Source organism: Planctobacterium marinum (genome assembly GCF_020687805.1).
GTDB classification, from domain to species: Bacteria; Pseudomonadota; Gammaproteobacteria; order Enterobacterales; family Alteromonadaceae; genus Planctobacterium; species Planctobacterium marinum.
Genome location: NZ_JAJEWQ010000003.1, coordinates 831,191 through 854,112, shown reverse-complemented (window position 1 = coordinate 854,112; position 22,922 = coordinate 831,191). Strand labels below are relative to the sequence as shown.

The 22,922-nt window shown below is 45.9% G+C and carries 22 protein-coding genes and 1 pseudogene; 14 read left to right on the top strand and 9 right to left on the bottom strand.

From position 1 onward, the window contains the following. Nucleotides 1-110: 110 nt before the first annotated feature. Nucleotides 111-1,013, bottom strand: coding sequence for a DMT family transporter (locus tag LJ740_RS13470; RefSeq protein ID WP_229529611.1), 903 nt, complete (start codon nucleotides 1,011-1,013; stop codon nucleotides 111-113). 212 nt (nucleotides 1,014-1,225) lie between these two features. On the opposite strand from LJ740_RS13470, the gene LJ740_RS13465 reads away from it, so the two are divergent. Then, the gene (locus tag LJ740_RS13465; protein ID WP_229529610.1) at nucleotides 1,226-1,906 is read left to right on the top strand and encodes a hypothetical protein; all 681 of its coding nucleotides are present in this window, start codon (nucleotides 1,226-1,228) and stop codon (nucleotides 1,904-1,906) included. A 144-nt stretch (nucleotides 1,907-2,050) separates the two neighbouring features. Then, nucleotides 2,051-2,812, top strand: coding sequence for a transporter substrate-binding domain-containing protein (locus LJ740_RS13460; RefSeq protein WP_229529609.1), 762 nt, complete (start codon nucleotides 2,051-2,053; stop codon nucleotides 2,810-2,812). A gap of 21 nt (nucleotides 2,813-2,833) precedes the next feature. Here LJ740_RS13460 and minE read toward each other — a convergent pair whose 3' ends face one another. The 7 genes from minE to LJ740_RS13425 form a co-directional block, all read right to left on the bottom strand. Next, a complete protein-coding gene (minE, locus tag LJ740_RS13455) occupies nucleotides 2,834-3,085 on the bottom strand; it encodes a cell division topological specificity factor MinE (protein ID WP_229529608.1) in 252 nt (83 codons plus the stop codon). Between the two features lie 6 nt (nucleotides 3,086-3,091). Continuing rightward, a complete protein-coding gene (minD, locus tag LJ740_RS13450; RefSeq protein WP_229529607.1) occupies nucleotides 3,092-3,901 on the bottom strand; it encodes a septum site-determining protein MinD in 810 nt (269 codons plus the stop codon). 13 nt (nucleotides 3,902-3,914) lie between these two features. Next, a complete protein-coding gene (gene minC, locus LJ740_RS13445) occupies nucleotides 3,915-4,628 on the bottom strand; it encodes a septum site-determining protein MinC (RefSeq protein ID WP_229529606.1) in 714 nt (237 codons plus the stop codon). A 161-nt stretch (nucleotides 4,629-4,789) separates the two neighbouring features. Beyond that, nucleotides 4,790-5,881: a fatty acid desaturase family protein gene (locus LJ740_RS13440; protein ID WP_229529605.1), complete on the bottom strand. Its 1,092-nt coding sequence runs from the start codon at nucleotides 5,879-5,881 to the stop codon at nucleotides 4,790-4,792. Nucleotides 5,882-6,023: 142 nt separating this feature from the next. Then, on the bottom strand, nucleotides 6,024-6,752 hold the full coding sequence (locus tag LJ740_RS13435) for a hypothetical protein (RefSeq protein WP_229529604.1): 729 nt from the start codon (nucleotides 6,750-6,752) through the stop codon (nucleotides 6,024-6,026). Between the two features lie 78 nt (nucleotides 6,753-6,830). Next, nucleotides 6,831-8,813: an alkaline phosphatase gene (locus tag LJ740_RS13430; RefSeq protein WP_229529603.1), complete on the bottom strand. Its 1,983-nt coding sequence runs from the start codon at nucleotides 8,811-8,813 to the stop codon at nucleotides 6,831-6,833. A 13-nt stretch (nucleotides 8,814-8,826) separates the two neighbouring features. Continuing rightward, the gene (locus LJ740_RS13425; RefSeq protein ID WP_229529602.1) at nucleotides 8,827-10,404 is read right to left on the bottom strand and encodes an alkaline phosphatase; all 1,578 of its coding nucleotides are present in this window, start codon (nucleotides 10,402-10,404) and stop codon (nucleotides 8,827-8,829) included. A 620-nt stretch (nucleotides 10,405-11,024) separates the two neighbouring features. Between LJ740_RS13425 and LJ740_RS13420 the strand changes: the two genes are divergently transcribed. The 4 genes and pseudogenes from LJ740_RS13420 to LJ740_RS23460 form a co-directional block, all read left to right on the top strand. Further along, nucleotides 11,025-12,236 (top strand): HD-GYP domain-containing protein, encoded by a 1,212-nt coding sequence (locus tag LJ740_RS13420; RefSeq protein ID WP_229529601.1) that lies wholly within the window; start codon nucleotides 11,025-11,027, stop codon nucleotides 12,234-12,236. An 88-nt stretch (nucleotides 12,237-12,324) separates the two neighbouring features. Next, nucleotides 12,325-13,359 (top strand): GGDEF domain-containing protein, encoded by a 1,035-nt coding sequence (locus LJ740_RS13415; RefSeq protein WP_229529600.1) that lies wholly within the window; start codon nucleotides 12,325-12,327, stop codon nucleotides 13,357-13,359. A 106-nt stretch (nucleotides 13,360-13,465) separates the two neighbouring features. Further along, nucleotides 13,466-13,960 carry a hypothetical protein gene (locus tag LJ740_RS13410; RefSeq protein ID WP_229529599.1) on the top strand — a complete coding sequence of 165 codons (495 nt, stop codon included), beginning with the start codon at nucleotides 13,466-13,468 and terminating at the stop codon, nucleotides 13,958-13,960. 56 nt (nucleotides 13,961-14,016) lie between these two features. After that, nucleotides 14,017-14,184, top strand: a pseudogene (locus LJ740_RS23460) (2OG-Fe(II) oxygenase family protein); the annotation flags it as partial. A 94-nt stretch (nucleotides 14,185-14,278) separates the two neighbouring features. On the opposite strand, the gene LJ740_RS13405 reads toward LJ740_RS23460, so the two are convergent. Then, complete coding sequence (locus LJ740_RS13405) at nucleotides 14,279-14,737, bottom strand: hypothetical protein (protein ID WP_229529598.1); 459 nt, start codon at nucleotides 14,735-14,737, stop codon at nucleotides 14,279-14,281. Nucleotides 14,738-15,012: 275 nt separating this feature from the next. Between LJ740_RS13405 and LJ740_RS13400 the strand changes: the two genes are divergently transcribed. From LJ740_RS13400 to LJ740_RS13365, 8 genes are all read left to right on the top strand, one after another. Beyond that, nucleotides 15,013-16,941, top strand: coding sequence for an aspartyl/asparaginyl beta-hydroxylase domain-containing protein (locus tag LJ740_RS13400; protein ID WP_229529597.1), 1,929 nt, complete (start codon nucleotides 15,013-15,015; stop codon nucleotides 16,939-16,941). A 44-nt stretch (nucleotides 16,942-16,985) separates the two neighbouring features. Then, entirely contained in the window at nucleotides 16,986-17,501 is a 516-nt protein-coding gene (locus LJ740_RS13395; RefSeq protein WP_229529596.1) for a GNAT family N-acetyltransferase, read from the top strand. A gap of 266 nt (nucleotides 17,502-17,767) precedes the next feature. After that, nucleotides 17,768-18,106 (top strand): DUF6916 family protein, encoded by a 339-nt coding sequence (locus tag LJ740_RS13390; RefSeq protein WP_229529595.1) that lies wholly within the window; start codon nucleotides 17,768-17,770, stop codon nucleotides 18,104-18,106. A gap of 63 nt (nucleotides 18,107-18,169) precedes the next feature. After that, nucleotides 18,170-18,697, top strand: a complete 528-nt coding sequence (locus tag LJ740_RS13385) for a phage tail protein (RefSeq protein WP_229529594.1) — start codon at nucleotides 18,170-18,172, stop codon at nucleotides 18,695-18,697. Between the two features lie 12 nt (nucleotides 18,698-18,709). Continuing rightward, complete coding sequence (locus tag LJ740_RS13380) at nucleotides 18,710-19,243, top strand: phage tail protein (protein WP_229529593.1); 534 nt, start codon at nucleotides 18,710-18,712, stop codon at nucleotides 19,241-19,243. A 30-nt stretch (nucleotides 19,244-19,273) separates the two neighbouring features. Further along, nucleotides 19,274-19,810, top strand: coding sequence for a phage tail protein (locus LJ740_RS13375; RefSeq protein WP_229529592.1), 537 nt, complete (start codon nucleotides 19,274-19,276; stop codon nucleotides 19,808-19,810). 136 nt (nucleotides 19,811-19,946) lie between these two features. Next, on the top strand, nucleotides 19,947-21,131 hold the full coding sequence (locus LJ740_RS13370) for a S8 family peptidase (RefSeq protein ID WP_229529591.1): 1,185 nt from the start codon (nucleotides 19,947-19,949) through the stop codon (nucleotides 21,129-21,131). 597 nt (nucleotides 21,132-21,728) lie between these two features. Then, on the top strand, nucleotides 21,729-22,922 hold the full coding sequence (locus LJ740_RS13365) for a TIGR03032 family protein (protein ID WP_229529590.1): 1,194 nt from the start codon (nucleotides 21,729-21,731) through the stop codon (nucleotides 22,920-22,922).

Here is a 22,922-nt window from a genome sequence, read left to right as displayed (position 1 = left end):
ACGTCACTTGGCGGTGCAACCGCCCCGGTTGCCGTAACTTCACTCAGGCAAAAAGAAACGACCGACAATGCCTGCCAGCAGCAGGCATCAAAGCCATTATTTAATTTCGTCTAATTGATTTCGTCTTTGTGGCGATTTTTGTTGCCGTGGATATTGCCATAAATGGCCCCACCGGTTACACACAACAAACTCACCGCAATAAATACGGTGATCTGCTCCTGCAAAACCGGTACAGCCAGCAAAGCCGCAAGAACAGGCACAAAGGCCATAGTTACGGCCATGTTATTGGCTCCAATAGTTTTCGCTGCCTTAACGTACAATAACAACTGTACTACAGCCGCTAAAACGCCCTGATATCCGGCCTGAAGCCAAATTTCTGCGTCCGGAGCACTGCCCAGATTTGAAGGCAGGTACATCAGAAACAGTGGTAAGTACACGACGGAAGTAAACAAAGATACTGCAGCAACGGTGGCATAGGGGTCCGGGTGCCACTTTTTTAAAAGGGCATTAAAAACCCCCCAACTGAATGCCGCGCCCATAAACAACAGATCGCCTCTGAGGGTATCTGCACTCACCGTCAGAGTATTTAACGCCAGTAAAACAATGCCGGCCGAGATAATTCCAAGCGCGATTAACTGCTTGCCCTGCACCCTGGTACCCAGAATCAGCCATATGCACAGACTGATGGCCACCGGCATAAAACCGGGTAAAAACACTGCAGCGTGATTGGCCGGAGCCAGAGCGAAGGCACTAAATGCACAAAACGCGTAACAAAGCCCGCCGAACAGAGCGAGCAACAGGTAGCGATAATGGAAAAAGTTTATCCTTGCCGAGAAAAACCACCATACGGGTATGGATACCAGCGTAGCGACCCCATAGCGCAGGGCGATCAAATCATAGTTGAGCAATGCATTAGTGGCGCCATAACGGGAAACAACGATAAAACCACTCCAGATGGAAATGACTATCGCCGCCATAATGTAGCCGGTCACCAGACTGTAATTTTTTTGCATGGATGGTTGATATGTGTGCGTAAAACTGCGGCTCAGGTACGGCTGTGAGCGTAACAACCGGACAGAATTACTGCTATTGGATGTGATATGAGTCTAACCAGGTTGCGTGTTCAGAACAATGATTTCTAATTTTTGGCCCGAACATTGCCTGTTTAATGAGCAATTACCCCTGAATCAGTAAATTGTCAGGAAACTGACGTTGTGGAAAACGTATGCAAAAGCTAATCAAGGTCTCCTCGTTGTGTGTGGCCGTTACCTGTGTTTCCGGATGTGCTTCACTGGAGCTGTTAGCGGTTGGTGGGATCAGTTACCTGATCACCGGCAAAGGCTTAAGCGATCACGCCCTATCAGCGGTAATGGATAAAGACTGCGCACTTCATCGTTATTTGACGGATGAGGCAATTTGTGACGAACCCGTTGAAGCCACTTTAGTGGCAGAGCAGGCTGCAGATAGCCACTCCGATGGTGTGCTATCCGACCCTTCGGACGCCTCGGTTGCAGCAGTAAATCATGAAACATTGTCAGTCGTTGAGGGCAACCTTTCTACGCCATCTGCCAGGCGTACTACTATTCTGGTTGAACCGGGCCGTGCCGAGGTATACGCGGTGGCGGGTAGTTTCAATGATTTAAAGTATGCCTATGAACGCAGTATGATCTATCGCAATTACAACACCCATATTGTTGAAAGCCCCGACAGCAGTCTGACCCGATTTAGGGTGGTTATTGGTCCTCTGGAAGATAAATCACTGGTAGATTTAATCTCAGTGCCAGACGTGGCTGATATGGAACCGCTGTGGACAACAGAGTTGTGTGCCCTTGATCTGTCCTCACCGCCCTGCCATGACGCTGGTTTATTGGCAAATACCGAACACAGAGCTGCGACGGGAACCTGATCCACAACCTGGAGATAAATCTGCTATTCTGGCCAGACAAGTGACTTCATTCCCTCTATACTGAAACTAACTTTTACTCCTGATAGGGTGATTTTGGGATTGTACATGTTCAGGTGTTGTAGTCTGTGGTTTATGCTGTTGGCGATGAGTTTGAGCCTCCAGGCCAAAGTTGAAGTGAAAATCCATGTGGATGACGGTTATCCGCCCTATAGCTATGTCAAAGATGGTCGGGTGCAGGGTTTGTATATTGAAATTCTCACCGCTGCATTCGATAAAATGGCAGACTACAGCGTTATTTTTGAACCCGTGCCCTGGAATCGCGGCAAACATCTGATGGAGCGAGGCGAGGGTTTTGCTTTCTCGCCAACTTATTTTCACGCCCATGACTGGCCTTATCTTTATCCTTATTCTTATCCATTGTACGAAGAAACCGTATTGGTTATCTGCAACAGCAAAGTTAACAGCGCAACATCACTGCAGTGGCCGTCGGATTTTATCGGGAAAACCATTGGTAACATGCGGGGATACGATGGTTGGGGCGGTGCGGAGTTTCGCACTTTGTTGCATCAAAAAGCCATTAACTATCACGAAGTGGATGGGGCAAATTTACTGTTGATGATGGTGGCATCGGGACGCAACGATTGCATTCTGATGGAAAAGCTGGCCTATCAGTATCACATGAAAAAGCTTAAAACCTCCGGACAGTACAAGTCCGAAACTCATCTGCGTTTGTTTCAGGCGGCAATTGCCGGCAGAGATGATGGCTATATTGGCTATTCAGAACCAGGTATCGCCTCAGGCCAATATCCCTGGCAGAAGGCGTTTAGAAGAGCGCTGGATGGCACCTTGTATCAAATGAAAAAAAGCGGCGAACTGCAGGCCATCACCGCCGGATTTTCGGATTAACGCGTTGTCGGCCGGAACCCCTTATTCCGGCAAGGTGACATTCAGTTCCAGCACCGACAGATCATCTTCAGTTTGTTCCAGTTGCACTGAAATGGCGTCCGGACCAATTTCCACGTATTTGCTGATCACAGCAAGAATGTCGCGTTCCATTTGCGGTAACCAACTGGGTCCTGCCCGTTTTTTACGTTCATGAGCCACGATAATCTGCAGTCGCTCTTTGGCCACTGAGGCGGCGGGCTTTTTCTTGGGGCGGAAGTAGTTTAATAATGACATCGCTGATTACCCCCCGAATAAGCGCTTCAACAAGCCCTTTTTCTCTTCTGTTAAAAAGCGAAAATCCAGTTTTTCACCTAAAAGTCGTGCGATGGCATCCTGGTATGCCAGGCCAGCATCACTTTCCTGGTCCATTACCACCGGCTCACCAATATTGGACGCTTTTAACACCGCCTGTGATTCGGGAATAACTCCCAACAGTGAAATAGCCAGGATTTCGTTGACGTCATCAACGCTCAACATCTCGCCCGCGGTTACCCGGGTCGGGTTGTATCGGGTTAACAACAGGTGCTCTTTGACCGGTTCCATATTCTGTTCAGCGCGACGAGACTTCGATGCCAGAATTCCCAGAATTCGGTCCGAGTCACGCACCGAGGATACTTCCGGATTGGTGACGACAATGGCTTCGTCGGCGAAATACAGCGCCATCAAGGCACCCTGCTCAATACCCGCCGGTGAGTCGCAGATAATAAAATCGAAACTTTGTCTGAGCTCTTCCAGAACCTTTTCGACCCCTTCCCGGGTTAGTGCGTCTTTGTCACGGGTTTGCGAAGCGGGCAGTATATACAGACCTTCCACGCGTTTGTCTTTGATCAATGCCTGGTTCAGGTTGGCATCACCGTTAATGACATTAACGAAGTCGTAGACCACGCGGCGCTCAACCCCCATGATAAGGTCCAGATTTCGCAAACCGATGTCAAAATCCACGATAACAGTTCGGTGGCCCTTCAGAGCCAGACCGGTACCGATGGCGGCACTGCTGGTAGTTTTGCCAACACCGCCTTTTCCGGAAGTAACTACGATAACTCGTGACATATATGTTCCTAAATTAAATGTCTAATGATAAAACCGACAGTTGTTCACCATTTAATGAAATACACACCGACTGCTCCCAATGCGCCTGAAGTTGATCTGAGGTCCAATAGTGACCGTTGATACTGATCAATTCGCCCTGGAGCTTTCGGCAAAAAATTCTTGCATCATTGTTGCCAGACGCACCGGCTATGGCTCGGCCTCGCAGGGCGCCATAAATATGAATATTGCCATCAGCAATAACTTCGGCTCCGTTGCTGACCGAGCCAATAACAATTAAATCACCGCCTTTGGCGTAAATTTGCTGACCTGAGCGCAACGTTTGCTGAACAATACGACTGGGCACGGATTCCGCCACTTTGACTACTTTCTCGACTACCTGAGGCGCAGGCGTCTCGTTGCTCTGAGTCACGCCCTGAGAGGCTTTCTTTGGAGCATTGAGTAAGGCAAATCCGGCATCGTTTGCCGCCTGTTTATGAGCGTCCGGACAACCTGTAATACCAACGGGCAACAGTTTTAAATCGGCTAATAATGACTTGAGTGAGGCGAAATCTGGCATCACCTCACTGGCTTCCAGATTAATGACCACAGGAGCAAGATTAAAAAACTGCGGAGCCTGTGCGATTTTTTGAGACAACTCGGCTTTGACTTTTTCCAGATCCGGGTGGGTAATTTTCACCACCGACAAGGTAAACCCCGTACCTTTTAATTCTACTGCGTGTTCAGACATGCTTATTATTTTTTAATCCGTGAATGAAGGTATAAACGCTGCCGGAGCTGGTCCGGACGGCCTTATGTTGGCAGTTTATAGCGCGTGATCTTTAGGCGCAAGCAGCAAAACTGTGACATCCCAATGACAGCCTAAAAATCAAGCAGTTAGCCAAAGAATACTCACCGCTGTGAAATATTAACCGGCACCGTAGTTTGCATTTTTTGGCATCCGGTGGCGATGGCGACCATTTTACTCAGTCTTTGCCAGACACTTTCCTGAATGTAGGGTACCCCATGCTGTAAACACAGTGCTTTGACCTGAGGTTGAATGCGTCGATATTGGCGCATGGGAAGTGCCGGAAAAAGGTGGTGTTCAATCTGGTAATTCAGGTACATTTGCGACAGATCCAGCCACTCATTTCCGCAATGATAGTTTGCTGAACCCAAAATCTGTCGCAGATAATAACTATCGCCTCGTCGCTGTTGTTTTTGGATATCGTGAAAGCGACATAAATCCTCACCGGCATGGTTGGGAACTATGATAATGAAGGTATGTAAATTGTGCAGCAGCTCTGCGACGATCCGGCAAAGCAGAAATGACCCACCCGCTGAGAACCACCACTCCACGAGCAGTGGCAACAAGGCAAAATGAAAAAGTCCGTAGGGGAGGAACAATTGCAGCCACATTACTCGCTGGGATTTCTGGCGAATATCCAGAAAATTAGCAAAGGTGACTTTGTTGTGGCCCCGAAGAAATGACAGGGTGCGGGCTGAATAATACGTGACTTTCCAGGTGAGTGCGAAAAACAACAAGATTAGCTTTTTCAATGGCACCGGCAGTTTTGCTTTGGCCAGCCAGTCCAGGTTTTCCTCTACGAGGTCCGGATCTTTTAGTTCTCCGGTAAAAGAGTGATGCAGGTAATTGTGTTCATAATTCCAGGCTTCCGGTTTAATCCAGTCAAACCAGTCAATGTAGCGTCGCCACCCCTGAGCATAGTGCTTTGAATGGTAGCGTCTGGGAATACCGGCTATTTTGTTATATCCGCCATGACCGATGTGGTGCATTAACAGCCAACTAATCATTAAAGACCATGCCATCAGGACAGCGGCTGGTAGCATATACTGCTGCACAGCACAGTAGACACCCAACAAAAAGCTGCCGTGACCGGCAAGACCAATAATACGCATGTGGTAATAGTCGGTCTTGCTGATCTCGCTTTCAGCCCGCTGACCTATAGCCTTGAGTGCTGTGAAAAATTGTTCTGATGGCATGCGCGGCGATAAAAATTTGTTGTGAAATTAGGGGGCAACAGAGCCTACAATAACACAACTTGCCGGCCTGCAAACTGATGTTTGCAAGTTGTTATGCAAGGAGACAGAGAACGCCGGTAGCGCGCTCTCTGTGTTTCAGCCTTTAGTGATGATGGCTGTGTTGACCTTTAATCGGCTGACCTTTGTCATTGTAAAAACCGGAAGCGGCTTCCTCGACAAATCCAAGGTTGATCATTTGCATTAAAAACGGATCGGATTCATTGTCCCCAATGTCAGCATAGTCGGTCAGATAGTAACGAGCCCATGCCTGCCATTGTTGTTCAACGTGTTGCGCATCACTGGAAACCGAGTGCAAAACCCAGGTTTCCTTACTTTGTGCACTGTCGTTAGTGATTGATTTTACTAATGACAATTCGGGCAACCATTCTACGGTGAAACGATTTTCGGTTGCCTGTTTACTGAGTACTGCCACTTTGCCAAATTGTTCATCATCATAAGTGCGAACCAGTTGCAACTCACGCAGAAAATCGTTGCTCAACAATTGCCATTTCTCTGACCAGTCACGTTGCTGGTGGCCTTTAATGTCTGCTGCTGCGTATTCAATGCCCCGTTGATGACTATCAAACAAGGTGATCAGTTTTACCTTGTGGTTGTTTTGCAGGGTCCAGTATTGGGCCACCTGTTGGTCATTATGCTGGTGTATGACCTGATTATGTTTATTGCGCCATAGCGTAAAGTGTCTGACCTTTTCGGGATGGTCCTGGCTGGTGATCGCGATTTCATACTTCGCGCTTAACAGGCTTTGGGCGCCCGAGAGAACGGGCATTAGCAGCGAAAAAACGCCAATGATTAACTTAATTGCGGGTTTCATAATAGTGTTAAATTGCTTGATTGGGTTAAAAACGGGACCAGTATGGTCCCGTTTTATTGCTAACACATTAAGCTGTGCTTAATTGAGTGTGTCGTTGGCTTTTTTCACAAAATCTGCCGCGTAATCCATCACGTGGAAGATGACACTTTGTTCATTGGTACCTGTCACCAGATGTGCGCCGGGACCACTGGCATAAATGCCAACATCTTCAGCCGCATGCGTTTCTGACGTCAAGGGCACTAACGCTTCCTGGTGAAATCCTGGCGCAGTAGTGTCCACATCGCTTAAGTCCACGCGACCGGTCACCGGTGCAAAAGCGTATGCTGCGTCAGCGTCTGTCTCACTACCAAGATCCTGGAAACCTAAACCGTTGGTGTAACCCAGTGTGGTGTAAGGCATGCCATCAGCAGCTAAAGAGACTTCCTCTGAGCCAACCGGCACTACCTTGCCCAGTATCGGGTTGCCGCGCTTAGGGTACCCTGCAATGGTAAATACGTGACTGTGGTCAGCGGTAACCACGATCAGCGTGTCACTGTCACTGGTCATATTGATGGCGGTTTGTACGGCATCGTCGAAAGCAATCGTGTCTGTCAGCGCCCCGTAGGCACTTCCGGCGTGATGCCCGTGATCGATACGACCAGATTCCACCATCAGGAAGAAACCATCACTGTCGTTGTCCAGGATGTCAATCGCCTTTGCGGTCATTTCAGCGACTGAAGGTTCACCCGAAATATCATTTCCACGGTCTGCTTCATACTGCATATGTGACTCGTTAAACAGACCAAATACCCGGGTTGTAGTTGCAGCATCGATAGCATCAAATCCGGTTTGGTCATACACGTATATGCCATCGGCATAAGTCGTTTGCCATTCGGCGGTCAAATCGCGTCCATCCGTTCGGTCACCTTCCACATCGCTGGCTGCATCAGGAGAATTGAACGCGGCGTCTCTGGGCAAGAAATGACGACGACCGCCACCCATCACCACTTCGATACCATCTACGTCTAATCCATCAAAGCGCGCTTCCAGGTTGGCTTCAAAGTTCACTAACTGAGAAGCGATGTCCTCACAGGCAATTTCAGTTTCGGGCATATCTGAGATGTCTTCCCAGTTGCGATCGGCGGATTTTGCGTAGGTGGCTGCGGGTGTTGCGTGAGTAATACGCGCGGTAGAGATAATACCGGTCGCTTTGCCGGCAATTTCTGCCAGTTCCAGCGCGGTAACCAGTTCGTTACCGGCTACAGAAGCGCAGCTGCCGCGCTCTACGCCTTCGGCGACACCAATTACACCTACATCGGTTTTAACACCAGCTACCATGGCTGTCATAGTACCGGCTGAATCCGGTGTTTGCGCATCGACGTTGTAGGTTTTTGAAAAACCTGAAAACGGCATGTTGTCCATGGCCAGTACGTGTTCTTCGCCATCCAGTCCCTTGTTTTGACCGTCAAGAATACGCGCAGCGGTAACCGTAGAAATGCCCATGCCATCACCCACGAACAGGATGACATTTTTCGCTTTGCCACGGACATCGGCGATGTCACGTGCCGCGATTTTCTCTACGACTAATCCTTTTGCCTCGGCATGTTTAAGTGCGCGCTGAGCAGTAGGGTCAGTAACATCAGCCCATACCGCCTGAGCCGTGCTGATTTCTGCCTGGCCCGCAATAAAGTAATCGTTTGTGCGGCTGGATTCCAGGGCCGTGTCATCCAGGGCCAGTAGTGTTGGAGAACACACATATTCGGTTGCGGTCACTTCACTGGCGTCCAAAACTCCGTCGTTGTTGCTATCCAGACCGGAATCAATTTGCACGCCACCATTGCGACAATTTGCATTACCAACCTGCAGAGCCGTCTGACTGATCAGGCTATTCAGACCATCAGTACCATCAGCACCGTTTGTGCCATCCGTGCCGTTAGTTCCGTCAGTACCATTTGAACCGTCCTGGCCTGCCGGTCCCTGTGTACCTTGTGGACCCGCCGGGCCCTGATCACCATCATCTCCGGAGCAGCCTGATAGACCGATAACGGAAGCTGCAATTAATGTATAGATAAACTTGTTCATTTTTAATTCTTCCTTAGTCTACCAGGTCAAGCGCCTGGTCTATCAGATGGAATACCACGCTCTGTTCAATCACGCCTTGCGCATATTGAGAGCCAGGGCCCATGGCATGTAAGGAGATGTCTTCACCAGCATGAGTTTCAGAACCCAGTGGGATCGTGGCTTCCTGGTGATAACCGGATTGTGTGGTGTCAATGGCGGAGGTATCGACACGGCCTGTCATTGCATCCAGTGCATAGGTGGCATCGGCATCGGTTTCAGTGCCCAGATCGCGATACCCCAATCCATTGGTGTAACCTACTGTGGTGTAAGGCAAGCCGTCAGCAGCCAAAGAGGGCTCGTCTGCGCCTACGGCTACCACATGTCCCAAAATCGGGTTGCCGCGTTTGGGATAACCTGCGATGGTAAATACATGGCTGTGATCAGCCGTAACCAAAATCAAGGTTTCGTCAGGATCAGTGGCATCCATAGCGGCCTGAACTGCATCGGCAAATGCGATGGCGTCAGTCAGTGCACCGTAGGCGCTGCCAGCGTGATGGCCGTGATCTATACGACCCGATTCAACCATCAGAAAAAAGCCTTTGTCGTTGTTATCCAGCACATCGATGGCTTTTGAGGTCATTTCGGCAATTGAGGGCTCTCCGGCGATATCGTTGCCGCGATCCGCTTCATACTGCATGTGTGATTCGTTGAACAAACCAAAAATACGCTCAACCGAATTGGCGTCAATAGATTCAAAGCCTGTCTGATCATAGACGTAGACACCATTTTCATATTGCGCCTGCCATTCAGCTGTTAAGTCGCGGCCATCGGTACGATCACCTTCAATGCTGCTGGCAGCATCCGGGGAGTTGAATGCTTCGTCGTTCGGCAAAAAGTGGCGGCGACCACCTCCCAGCGCAACTTCGATACCATCAACATCGATGCCCGGATAACGATTCTCCAGATGATTTTCGAAATTAACCAACTGCTCGGCAATATCGGCACAGTTGCCTGCCGCACTTGCTGGCATATCAGAGATATCTTCCCAGTTGCGATCCGCTGATTTGGCATAAGTGGCGGCAGGTGTGGCATGGGTAATACGGGCAGTAGAGATAATGCCTGTAGATAGACCTTTAATTTCCGCCAGTTCAAGAGCAGTAACCACTTCATTACCCGCAACGGTCGCGCAATCACCACGAACGATATCTTCATCGACCCCGATAACACCAACATCGGTTTTTAGGCCTGACATCATGGCCGTCATAGTACCGGCTGAATCGGGCGTTTGGGCATCAACGTTATAGGTTTTTACTTGTGCAGAAAAAGGAAAGGTTTCAAAGCTCAGGTAACCCTCTTCACCGGAGTTACCTTGCTGTTGGCCTTGTAAGATACGGGCAGCGGTCAGGGTTGAAACACCCATTCCATCACCCACAAATAAAATGACATTTTTCGCTTTTTGTTTTGGCGCTCTGGCCAGTTTACTGCTGATTTGAGCCTGACCGTCGGTATACCAGGCGCTATTACTTTGCGCTTCGGGTAATACCTGGGCATGAGTCGCAGCGGATACAGCCAATGCTAAAGCACTGACTGGTGCAATCCAGTTCGTCTTCATGTTTATGTTCCTGAATTTTATCAATGTTGGGTTTGAGGATCGTGCTACACGTGGTAGCACAAAACCTGAGAGAGCATAGGCGGGCTTAATGACACAAATTTTATGTTTTTGTGTAAAAAAATGCGCTAATTTGTGACAAGTTTGGCGCTTTTATGACGGATATAAGTCGTTGTTGGGTAAATAAATTTTCACGTTGGGTGGTGGCTTTTTCTGCTGCTTTTGTGGTGTTATGAGTTACCGCAGGGTAAAGTCAAAAAGCGTATGTGAAAAATCATGAAAGTTGTATTACATTAAAGTGTAACAGATGACAAAAAAGTGAACTATTGATGAATTGTTGCGGTATCAGGATACACAAATAGTGGGCTAAAAATAGGATACCGATGTTAGACAAGGTCAGCTTATAGGATATGTTATATTATCTCAATGTGTTTTTTGAGTAACAGCGAAATTAATAGCAATCCCGAAAAAAAATCACTTTGTCAGCAGGCTTTAATAACTACAATTTTAAGTATACTAAAAAGACATTGAGGTTCTGCAAATGGGGCTTGATGTCGGGCGAAGTGATGCAATAATCGGTATCACAGTATTGAATAGTGAATAACAAGGGTTGTGTCAGATTGATGAACAAATTAGTCGTAGTCCCCATAGATAAGCTCGCAGTGGGAATGTTCGTCGAGGCGGTACATCAGCAAGATGGTGATCTGAAAATAAAGACTCAGGGCAAAGTCACCACCGAAAACGCCATTTCGATATTAAAAACCAAAGGTATTATTTCACTCATTGTGGACATGGAGCGCAGTGATGTGGCAAGAGATACTGAGCGAGACGTTGACACCGACACCAACGAAACCGAACGAGCGGAGCATGTCAGAGGCTCTGTTTCTCTTGAAGACGAATTAACCCAGGCCAGTGCATTGTATGAAGAGGCTAAAAAGCTTCAGAAAAAATTACTGCACTCAATTCAGGCGGGGCTTCCGGTTAACTTTCAGCCTATCAAAGACGTCAGCGAGAAATTTGTCAACTCACTGGACAGAAATCCCAACGCACTGTTGTGTATGATCCACTTGCGTCAGAAAGATGCTTACCTGTTGGAGCATTCGCTCAATGTCGGAATTTTAATGGGGGCGTTCGCACAATATCTTGAGCTGGATAACGACGTGGTATCGGAGCTGGCCCTGGCGGGCATGTTACATGATATCGGTAAAATTGAAATTCCTGACCAGATACTACACAAGCCCGGCAAACTAACCGACGAAGAAATGGACGTCATGAAAGGTCATGTGGTTAAAGGGCTGGAAGTGCTGAAAAAGATGGAGGGGATCTCGAAACGGCTATTTCACGTGGTGGCGCAGCATCATGAACGCCTGGATGGTTCGGGTTATCCAATGGGGCTGAACGACAGCGACATCAACATATACGGACGTATGATTGCCATTGTCGATGGGTACGATGCCATGACCGCTGACCGTTGTTATCGAAAGGGCATGCCGCCTAATCAGGCGCTGAAAATACTGCTGAAATGCAGTGAGACGGAATTGGACAAAGCCTTGGTGAACAAATTCATTAAATATATTGGTGTGCATCCGGTGGGCAGTCTGGTGAAACTGGATTCCGAAAAGCTCTCGTTAGTCACTGAACACAATGAGAATGCGCCCTTATCACCAAAAGTGAAAACCTTTTTCTCATTTCGGTCCAATCACTTTGTGGCGCCCAAAGACGTTAATCTGGCAGACAAGCATTGTCGGGAAAAAATCGCCAGCGCGGTGCGCGCCGAGGATATTAAGATTAACTACCGAAAGTTCTTTCATGAACAGATAGTGTTGAGCAAGTAAACCCGGCACTGCGATATCATACTAAAGTTTAATTGAGAACTTATGGTTAGGGCTTAAGCTGGGTCATTACCTTCACAGAGAATGGTCGATGAACAAGCAAATACTCGATTCGGTGGTGTCACTAACTGAGCAAAAAGACCTGGATTCCGTCGGGATCAGTCTGTTGTCTACTATTGCCGAATACGTGTATTTTGAAAAAGCGTGTTTATACGAGTTAGAACGGAGCTGGCCCAATCCCATCATCACCGTTTTACTCGAACTAAAAGTGCAGTCCGTCGAGCCTCACTTTGTCTGGTATGCAAATCAAACCCTGATGCAACCCGCCACACAACTCGTCACTTCAATAGATAGCCTGAAACGCTCCGTTACCGAAACCCGGGATGGGATGACGGAGTTATGGGTGCCGGTTGCAGGGGCAGGTAAAAAGTTAGCGTTGCACTTGCGTGCTGAAACCATCACTACCGAAAACAAGTCATTGATCAGTGCTTTCGCCCGGATTTATGGCAATTACCTCAGGGTGCTGGTGGAAAGCGAAAAAGACAAGCTCACCGGATTATTAAATCGACACTCTTTTGAACGGCATTTGCGCCAAATGTTGGCCAAGCAGGCGAGCCGCCAGAAACGCCAACACACTAATTTTCCCTCCCGTGAGGCTCATGCTGAGGATAAACCCTGGCTGGTTATCATTGACATAGACTACTTTAAAAAGGTGAATGACGTCTTCGGGCATGTCTGTGGCGATGAGGTTTTGCTCACGCTGTCGCAGAAAATGTCTGGCTATTTTCGCTCTTCTGATTATGTCTTTCGTTTTGGAGGGGAAGAGTTCGTTATCATTTTAGAGCCTGCTACCCGCTCGGATGCCTTCAAAAAACTCAACGACTTTCGACTGGAAGTTGAGCAAGACAGGTTCCCATTGGTGGGTAAAATTACAGTGAGTATCGGGTTTGCAGAAGCCTCGCAGGAAGATTACGAACAGGTGCTAATGGAGCGGGCTGACAAGGCCATGTATTACGCCAAAGAGCACGGCCGCAATGCCGTGTATTGCTACGAGCAATTGGTTGAAGAAGGTGAACTTCAGGAGGAAGTGGCCATTGCCAAAGAATCAGCCATTGATTTGTTTTAGTTTAACCCTCTATCATTTGATTTTTATTTACCCCTTTTAATCGTCTATAGTTTAGTCCTCAAATGCTTATTGCTATTGAACGCCATCAACATGAAAAGGAACTCTGATGCAACCATCAACTTCAGGTACTGAACTTTTGCAGCGAATAATTACATTTCTTGAGCAGGTGGGGGTTCAGGTGAAGCTTACCGGGATTGATGGCGAGACATTCCTCCCGGGCGTAACCATCCATAATGGACAGCTGTGGGTGGATAGCGAAAAATTAGAATACCCCGGTGATTTATTGCACGAAGCTGGTCACATAGCGGTTCAACCTGCGGCAACCCGCCACCTTTTAAACGAAAATGTAAATGATTCAGGTCAAAGCGATGGTGAGGAAATCGCGGCGATTGCCTGGTCCTGGGCGGCATTGGAAGCAATTGGTTTGCCTCCCGAAGTGGTGTTCCACGAAGCTGGATATCGCGGTTCTTCAAAAAATCTTATCGAATGTTTCCAGAGCGGGGGGTTTTATGGTCAGCCTTTGCTTTCCTATTTTGGAATGTGTAAGCCGCTGAATGAGCCTGGCTCCTTTCCCAATATGCTGTGTTGGTTACGCCCTTAATGCTTGTGCACGATGCATTAAATAATGGTTGATTTGACCGACTATCAGGCAGCTTTTTAACCGCCCATTATGACGTGAACCAGGCAGAAGTTCGCAAAATTGCTTACGTGTTTAACTTTTCTAACAATTGGCATCCCGATTGGGGCGGACTTTTGCCATTTTTTCAGCGGATATCACTTCCTCTGAAACCTGGTTGCCTTTGTTTAATAGCCTGGTATTGCTAGATGTGACATTGCCTCAATCAGTGACCTATGTAACCCCCTTTGCTGAGAATTATAGTTACGGCATCACCGGCTGGATCAATGGGAAGTAGTTGTATCAGCACTCTCTAACACTGATTGTGCGATTTATCTTCTCTTGCAAGTTACTCATCGCGGTGACCTGGACATGGTAATTTGTGACTACCTGTTCAATACGCTTTTCAATCTCTTTGATTTCTGACTTACCTTCCGGGGTCTCGTTGCTAAGCTGTGCTTTTTTCACCTTGGCGTGACGGACTTCCAAATCACTTTTTTGTACATCAAGGCTGACAATCTTAAAATCGATGTCTTTTATATCTCTAATCCAACCCTCTCTCGTCTGTGGTGCTACCAGGTCGTCTGGTATTTTTTTGATTAGGTTAACTAATTTGCATCGAGATGAGGTGTGAGCGCAGGTAAGATTCACAAGTCGCCCTGCGGTAGGACATAGCCCAACCCGCGCAAAACCATGCTCGGCAACGGCATTGCTTAGCGGTATTTTACTGTTCCTGTGATACGCAATCCTCTCGTGTTGCATGTCACATTTCCCGCAACTGAGAGACGTTAAATAACCGATATCTTCTTGAGTCAGGCTCATTATCTTACTCTATCCCCCAAGTTTGTAATGAGGCGTAATGTGGATTGAAATAGGAGTCGTGCTATAAAAATAACGCATTTTAATAAATATTAAAAAATATTGGCAAATATACCAATATGGGTCTAGTTTTATTCACAATTCGACGCGCGTATACGAGTAGTGCAGTGCATCAAGTTGAATGACTTATTGAACATGGATCAGGTAAGGAGACTGTTTTGGCGATAGCGTCACAGAAGTTAGACACGTTACTGAGTTTTGATGCTGAGAAACTAAAGCGAGAGTTGCTTACATTGGCGGATGAATACTGGTCAGACCATGTTAATGCTGATGTTTATCATGGAGAATGGCGGCTCTTGCCACTAAGGGCACTCGCGGATCACGAAAATGCCAACGTTATTTTACAAGCAAATCAAATCCACAGTAATGGCGTCTGGGTAAATTTACCCGTTCTGGAAAAATTACCTGTTATTAATGAGTTGTTGTCTCAGATACAAGCCCCCAAAAAATCTGTGCGGCTTATGATGTTAGGTAAAGGTGCTAAGATTCTTCCGCACCGTGATAACGATTTGTGTATTGAAAAGCAAGCCGCAAGATTACACATCCCAATTCTTACCGCCGCTGAAGTTCAGTTTTATTCCGATGGAAAGCCTCTGGATATGAAGGTGGGGGAACTGTGGTATGTAAATGCCAATTTGGAACATTCAGTAATAAATGACAGTGAAACCGAACGCCTGCATTTGGTGATGGATATACAACCCAATGATTGGCTGATGTCTCAATTTGACGAAGCGAGTCTAATTACTAGCCAAACTGCTCCAACTGCACAGTGTTTAGCAGAGCTCACTAAAAAACTGCTTCAGGGGGAGAAAGACTTTGTCGCCTTGATGCCGGTTGTTAAGCAAATGGCGGATATCTACAGTGCCTGGACTGACATCGTCCTCGATGACGACATGAACAATTGGGATGACATCGACACAGGCGCAGGTGTTGCAATATCACCATTACAGGCCGCTAAATGCCAGGTGGAACCCATCAGAACCCAGACCTTTTTATTGGCAAATCAGGCAGCTATAACAGATATTTTGGCGTCTCGTTTGAGCAGTGGCGAAGGGTATATTGAACCCATCAAAATTCTTTATGCTGGCACGGGACCATGGGGTTCTATTCTGACACCACTGCTACCGGGATTGAAAAAAGTCCCTGTCCATGTGACTTGCCTCGATATTCATCCTGAAAACGTCACGGCATTGCAAAAAGTACTGCAACAGTTGGATGTCGAAGATAGGGTGACGATCCATTGTGCTGATGCCACCAAGTGGTGTCCACCAGAAGACCATCGCTTTGATTTACTCATTTCAGAGACCATGAGTGGCTTTCTGTGCAGAGAACCTCAAGTTACCATTTTTTCTCACTTACAGCAGTTTTTGAAACCTGACGGCAAGTTGATCCCCGAAAACATCAGAACCAGTATTTGGATGGGTGAGCCGGCCTCCGTCTTCGACGCCGAAAAAATCGGATCGTTTGGGGATAAATCTGGCCTTCCCTTTAAATTGGCCGATTTACTCCATTTAAATCGCGAGACCGCAGCCGCGATTCATCGTGGTGAGCAGGAACCTCTGAATTTTGAATTCGAGCTTCCCGAAGTACAGGGCATTATCGACCGGTTTTATCAGGTAACAGATATTATTGTTTACAAAGAACACTACCTGGACTTACAGCAAAGCAGCTTATGTACTGCTAGCGCCCGAATGCATTTCCAGGGCGGGTCAGGTGACATTGTAAAGTACCGGTACGTGATCAATGAAGCGCCTGTTTGGGAGGTGCAACTACCCGATTATTTTGCAAAACAACCGGTTTTACAAGCAGACGAAAAGAGCGAGAAAGGGTTGGTATATTTACCCCGACTCTGGAGTAAATACCGGTTGATGTCCACACCTCATTACGATGCGCAAGGACTGCAGAAGGAGTTTGAACAGGATGTGGCATTTTGTAATTTTTTTGAAATACCTTGTTTCAACATAATGAATTTTATGACCAATGGCTATCCAACGTTGCAAGAATTTGAAGACTGGTTTAGTCGCCAGGCAAATAGTTACGAGCAAATTAAAATCGAAGAAGCTAATAAGCTATTTATGAGTGTTTGATTTTAACTATGTGTGTTTTTAAAGGTAAAAAAAGAGTTTAGTTGGTGAACAATTTAAATATACCCGAAGGCCTTCATATGCGGCCTGCTCAAGATAAAGATAAACCGTTTCTGGCCATGCTTCATGAGTCCGTGCGTCAGGATCTGTTACTCATTGACGCTGAAGAAGATTATATAAAGCAGATTGTTGAGATGCAGTTACGAGCCCAGACCGAAGGTTATGGTCAGCAGTATCCCAATGCAATGTATTTTGTCATTGAGAAACACCACGAGCTTATTGGCAAAGTGACCGTAGATTTTGGCCACAATGAAGTAAGACTTGTGGAAATCGCTTTTTTACCTCAGGCCAGGGGCCTCGGATTTGGTGAAGTCATTATCCGTTCGTTGATGGTTGCCGCAGAGCAATCGAAGGTGCCAATGACGTTAACCGTGGCGCGCAACAATCCTGGTGCTTTTAAGCTCTATGTGAAGCTGGGTTTTGTGGTTGAACAGGAAGATGATATGTACATTTTAATGACCTGGAAGCCTGAGTTGAATGTTTTTCAAACAACGTTTTCTTAAATTGAAATTAGCTCATGGATAGGAGTTTCGTAAATTTTAATGGTTGGTTTTTGTTTAATGGTAAATTGTCAGTGTGTTTATAGCTGTTTTTAAATTCAGCGTCTTAAAGTGAAAATAAAACGCTCACATTTTTGGATGTAAAAAGCTTTGTTGTCTACGCTTTAAGTGCATCAGCTGGAATAAAAAAGTGTACTCCACATCGTGATGTAGGCGTTATCTGTTTTTATTTGTAAATAAAGAATTTTAATTGGTTTTAAGGAGGTGGTATGGAGAATTTTCGTTATAAGGATGTTTCCAAGTTGGTCGAGGAAACATTCACCCTTCAGTTATCTGATGTCGATGGAAATCCGGTCTCTGATGGTGAAGGTGAGATTATAGAAACGTTTGAAGCTCCTATGATTAAGTGCGAACAAGGTGCTTGCAACGGTGAACAATGGGAAGCATTTAAAGTCGTGTTTAAAGTTGAGCCCAAACAGGCAACGCCGGAACATCACTATATATTAAAGCACGATACTCTCGGTGAAGTATGCCTTTATGGCAGCCCAAACGATGCCGAAAACCTTGAATTTTGCTGTTCCTACGATCGGTCAAAACTTAGCAACTAAACCGTATTCGTTTGAACATTTACTCGTTTCGGATTCAACTTATTTAGGATTAGGAGAATTTTTATGGCGATGATTGACCCTTTTCTGGGGCAAATCTCAATTACAGGCTTCAACTGGGCACCAGTTGATTGGGCCAAGTGTGATGGTCAAATTACCCAGATTTCGCAAAATAGCGCTTTATTTGCCTTATTGGGCGTAGCCTACGGTGGCAACGGACAATCTACTTTTGGTTACCCTGACTTACGTGGCAGAACCCCAATGGGCTTGAATCCTGGCATTGATGACCTCGGGGCAAAGGCGGGACTAGAAGATGTAGTGCTGACCACGGCCACAATGCCTGGTCACAGCCACGCTCTGGCTGTAACTGATGCCGAAGGCGATAAAGCCGGGATCTCAGGTCGGGCATTTGCCATCGCGACTATGTCTGGTGTACCTGCTAACGTCTACACTCCTGCAAATAACCTTGTTGAGTTAAACCAGCAGTCACTGCCTACCTCTGCAGGTGGCAACCAGGCACATACCAATTTACAGCCGACTCAGGTAGTTAATTTTGTATTGTGTATCTCTGGTCTTTTCCCACCCCGCAATTAACAGGAGCGAATCATGTCAGAAGGTTATTACGGAGAAATTCGAATTTTTGGGGGTACCTATGCCCCAGCCAAGTGGTCTTTTTGTGACGGTCAGATATTGAGTATTAGTAGCAATTCGACTCTGTATTCATTGCTGGGTACTTACTATGGTGGCGATGGGCGCACTAGTTTTGGTTTGCCAGATTTGCGAGGCCGCATTCCTGTGCACCAAGGCATAGGGCCGGGCCTGACACCAAGAGCAATAGGGCAGCGATATGGTTTGGAAGCAGTGTCGTTGACCTTAGGTGAAATGCCTGCTCACACTCATACACTTCAAGCGAGTAATAACGATGCTACCTCAAATACTCCAGTGGATAATGTTTTAGCTAATATGACCAACCAGACAGGTTTAGCTTATAAAACATTTGCTGCGGGTGATACGCCTATTGAGATGGCCGATAATCAGGTTCAAAACAGCGGTAGCGGCACATCTCATGAGAATATGATGCCTTGGAATTGCCTGAGTTTTATCATTTGTATTCAGGGTCTTTATCCGAGCCGCTCGTAACGTTAACCAAATTTATTCAAGGAGTTTCAAATGGCAAATCCATTTATTGGAGAAATCCAAATGGCCGGATTCAACTTTGCGATTGCAGATTGGGCCTTATGTCAGGGGCAGTTAATGTCGATATCCCAGTACCAGGCATTATTCGCAATTATCGGCTCCACCTATGGTGGTGATTGGCGAGTGACTATGGGCATTCCCAATCTCAAAAGCAGGGTGCCGTTGGGAGATGGTACGGGGCCTGGGTTGACCCCAAGGCAACATGGTCAGTTTGGAGGCTATCAGGCTGTGCAGCTTTACAAGTCTCAATTGCCTTCCCATTCTCATGGCAAAGTAAACGGTGATAATCCTCAAAATACTGCAGGGCCAGGTTCTACAGTGGTACCTGCTAATATGAGAATTGGTAGTGCGGGAGTATCGGCCTTTGCAACTACACCGATTGCAGGGGAGTATATGTCTACTTCTGCCATATCTAATACCGGAGGGAATAGTGCCCATGAAAATAGGCAACCTTTTTTAACGGTCAACTTTATGATGGCGCTGGACGGAATTTTTCCTCCCAGAAGCTAAGTTTTTCAGAATACAGTCGCTGAACAACGGAGGTGAAATGCCTTATACTGCAAAGTATAAGGCATTTTTTTATTGGTCTAATATGACACCTTTGCTAAAAATGTTTCTTTAATTGGATACTTATGCACTCATCCTTATGGAAAAAATGATAGCCTTGTTACGAATATTGATGGTAATAGCCTTCTCTTTAATCAGTCAGGTGGTTGAAGCTCGAGCCTTGTCCAGGCATCAGTTTCCCTCAACCATAGAATATGAAAATTTAGGGAGCAAGGTGGTGCTGGCAGTTAAAGAAAAACAAAAGTCGGGGCCTGAAAATGTTGCTTATTATGAGGTTTCGTCGGGCATTGATGCGGGAGCCAGAAAGCTAAAGGTAGCAGTCTCTAAACATTTGGTGGTGACAGGAAATAAGGAATTGCTTAAAAATGATTGGAGCGAAATAATATCAGGTACTTCAATCGAAACTACGTTGGCAGAGTTTGACGAGACAGTTATCCTGCTTTTATCATTACCTGACTGGGACCTGCAAACCGCAATCGATAAAGTCAAATTGATGCCTTTGGTGCTGAATGTTCAGCCTGATTTCATCCAATTGCGTTATTACAAAGCGTCTGGCTCATTACATAAAACCTCTGCAAAAACATTTAATAACCCCGCCAATAAAACCAAAGAGTCTCTTGTTACTTCCAGGGTTGCCATTATTGACGATGGTTTTAACCTGAATCATCCCGCTCTGGCTAAAACCAAAGTGGTATTTCAGTACGACCTGGACAATAAATCTCTGGATGCATCTCCTCGAAGTGAAGCTGATTTTCACGGAACCATGGCATTGGGGCTTTTAGCTGCACAAAAGACAGGTAACATCCCGGCCGGGTTATTGCCGGACGCAGAATTTGTGTTGTTAAGATTAACACAAGCCAAAACATCTAATTTTGTTTTGGCATTTTACTTGTCGCAGTTGATGGCGTCAGATGTTGTCAATGCCAGCTGGACACTACGTTATTTACCTGAACCCTTAAAGAGGTTGTTGGACTGGCAATTAGAGCGTGGAACACCCGGTCTAATAATTGCCGCGGCGGGAAATAAAAATAAAAATGCCTGTCAAGAGACTGCCTTGAGTCAGATTAATGGTGTAATGATCATCGGCTCTCGTGATTCTTCAGGTGAAAAAGCATCGTTTTCCAACTATGGTGAATGTGTTGTTGGTTTCTATCCTCATGAATTTATCACGACTTCTTCTGATGGTATCTCCGAATCTTTGTACGAAGGTACTTCCTCGTCCACTACTTTTGCGGTCGCCGACGTAATTTCGGAGATGAAATAAGAGTAACACTTGAGTTATCCGTGTAATTTGTTGATAACTGGTCTGATTACTACTTTACAAAAAATGTTCTTATTGTTTTTACGCGATGTTGCTTTGGGCAAGACTTAATATGCTTGATTTAGCGGTATTCTCCTTTTTATTACTATCTACATTCAGGGGGTGAGCCAGGATTCCACGCAAGGTAGACACGAACCCTATAGCTTGCCAAGTGCATCTTTATCTGTGTAGCGTTTTTTTAAAGGCCTTGGCGATCAGATTAAAAAGCGAATGGTGTCAAATATTTTTGTATTAGTCTTGAATTTAAGAGCCTGCCCTACGATACTTGTACAAAGAAAACAAAAGGTTAAATGTAAAAATATACACATTTATAAGGGACAGTGGTAAGTTCTGTGTGTTAATCTTATATCACTAATTAAACTGCCAAATTGGCCTCAAATGTCTGTTTTTCATTGCATTAGTATTAATTTTTAAAAGACCAATGCCGTTAAACAATAAAGCATCGTATTTTGTAGAGACGAAATTGTAATAGAACGTAATATGATGATGTTAACCGAAGTTATATTGTAAAATTGATCCAAAAAACGTCAAAAAGTAGATATGGAAGTTGAGCCAAAACACCATAAACCTGATTCTGTAAATGAAATTTCAGAAGACCTGGAAGAGTTGAGAGACTTTTCCAGCGAATGTTCAGACAATTTCCCTCAGATTTTGCAGGCCCTTAATATTACACTGGCTATGACCAGCTATGATTCTAACAGACTTATTCTGGTTCGCGCGCTCGACGGGGAACTCAATACACAATTAGAGTTCTTTCCACGCCCCATGGGGTTACATGTAGATCAAAATACCTTAACCTTGGGGACTCTGACGCAGGTTATTAATTTTAAGCGTGCAGACTTTTTTCTTCCCAAAATAAAAGACGGTCATTACGACAATTTGCAGACTTTTAGCCGAAAGCTGTATGAGAAGCATCCGCAAAGAGCCGCAAAATATATTGAAAGCCGAGATAAAAAAATAAGCGAATTAAAGCTTGCGGATGCCATGTATGCCCAAAGAGCATTTATTACTACCGGGCGTATTAATATTCATGACATAGCCTGGGGCAGTGATCGATTATGGATAGTCAATACCGCCTTCTCCTGTTTGTGCTCACTCGACCCTGAATATAATTTTATCGCTCACTGGAAGCCTGAGTTTATTTCAGCGTTAAAACCTGAAGACCGTTGCCATTTAAATGGCATGGCGATGCTTAATGGAATGCCAAAATATGTTACGACTTGTGGTCAAAAAGACATTAAGGATGATTGGTATGAGCGAGAGTTGAATGGCGCAGTTATTGATATTGAAACTAACCAGGTATTGGCCAGTGGCTTGTATATGCCCCATTCACCGCGAGTAAATGGTGATTATGTCTATTTTTGCGAATCTGGTCGAGCCTGTATCAAGCGCATTCATCGTGAAACTGGAAATATTGAGGTATTTAAACCATTGCCGGGTTTTTGCCGGGGAATGTGTTTTCACGGTGAGCTGCTTTTTGTGGGTTTAAGCGCCATGCGAGAGACAGAACGAAAAACCTACATGCCCATAAGAGACTTTATTGATCTTAATGATACGTTTTGTGGAGTTTGGCTGTTAAATGCCAATACCGGTGAATTAATCGCGGAATTAAAGTTTACCGGGGATGTTAACCAAATTTACGATATTGCTGTAATAAATGATGGTCATTTCGCTGCAATAACTTCTGGTGATGATGTTCTAAATCAGCATCTTTATGACTATGTGGAAGATTAA

Coding starts and splice junctions, on each gene's coding strand:
- minC (WP_229529606.1), bottom strand. CDS start 4,628: ATGTCTGAACACGCAGTAGAATTAAAAGGTACGGGGTTTACCTTGTCG.
- minE (WP_229529608.1), bottom strand. CDS start 3,085: ATGTCATTATTAAACTACTTCCGCCCCAAGAAAAAGCCCGCCGCCTCA.
- minD (WP_229529607.1), bottom strand. CDS start 3,901: ATGTCACGAGTTATCGTAGTTACTTCCGGAAAAGGCGGTGTTGGCAAA.
- LJ740_RS13410 (WP_229529599.1), top strand. CDS start 13,466: ATGCAACCATCAACTTCAGGTACTGAACTTTTGCAGCGAATAATTACA.
- LJ740_RS13460 (WP_229529609.1), top strand. CDS start 2,051: ATGAGTTTGAGCCTCCAGGCCAAAGTTGAAGTGAAAATCCATGTGGAT.
- LJ740_RS13380 (WP_229529593.1), top strand. CDS start 18,710: ATGTCAGAAGGTTATTACGGAGAAATTCGAATTTTTGGGGGTACCTAT.
- LJ740_RS13465 (WP_229529610.1), top strand. CDS start 1,226: ATGCAAAAGCTAATCAAGGTCTCCTCGTTGTGTGTGGCCGTTACCTGT.
- LJ740_RS13375 (WP_229529592.1), top strand. CDS start 19,274: ATGGCAAATCCATTTATTGGAGAAATCCAAATGGCCGGATTCAACTTT.
- LJ740_RS13430 (WP_229529603.1), bottom strand. CDS start 8,813: ATGAACAAGTTTATCTATACATTAATTGCAGCTTCCGTTATCGGTCTA.
- LJ740_RS13365 (WP_229529590.1), top strand. CDS start 21,729: ATGGAAGTTGAGCCAAAACACCATAAACCTGATTCTGTAAATGAAATT.
- LJ740_RS13370 (WP_229529591.1), top strand. CDS start 19,947: ATGGAAAAAATGATAGCCTTGTTACGAATATTGATGGTAATAGCCTTC.
- LJ740_RS13440 (WP_229529605.1), bottom strand. CDS start 5,881: ATGCCATCAGAACAATTTTTCACAGCACTCAAGGCTATAGGTCAGCGG.
- LJ740_RS13425 (WP_229529602.1), bottom strand. CDS start 10,404: ATGAAGACGAACTGGATTGCACCAGTCAGTGCTTTAGCATTGGCTGTA.
- LJ740_RS13385 (WP_229529594.1), top strand. CDS start 18,170: ATGGCGATGATTGACCCTTTTCTGGGGCAAATCTCAATTACAGGCTTC.
- LJ740_RS13390 (WP_229529595.1), top strand. CDS start 17,768: ATGGAGAATTTTCGTTATAAGGATGTTTCCAAGTTGGTCGAGGAAACA.
- LJ740_RS13420 (WP_229529601.1), top strand. CDS start 11,025: ATGAACAAATTAGTCGTAGTCCCCATAGATAAGCTCGCAGTGGGAATG.
- LJ740_RS13405 (WP_229529598.1), bottom strand. CDS start 14,737: ATGCAACACGAGAGGATTGCGTATCACAGGAACAGTAAAATACCGCTA.
- LJ740_RS13435 (WP_229529604.1), bottom strand. CDS start 6,752: ATGAAACCCGCAATTAAGTTAATCATTGGCGTTTTTTCGCTGCTAATG.
- LJ740_RS13415 (WP_229529600.1), top strand. CDS start 12,325: ATGAACAAGCAAATACTCGATTCGGTGGTGTCACTAACTGAGCAAAAA.
- LJ740_RS13470 (WP_229529611.1), bottom strand. CDS start 1,013: ATGCAAAAAAATTACAGTCTGGTGACCGGCTACATTATGGCGGCGATA.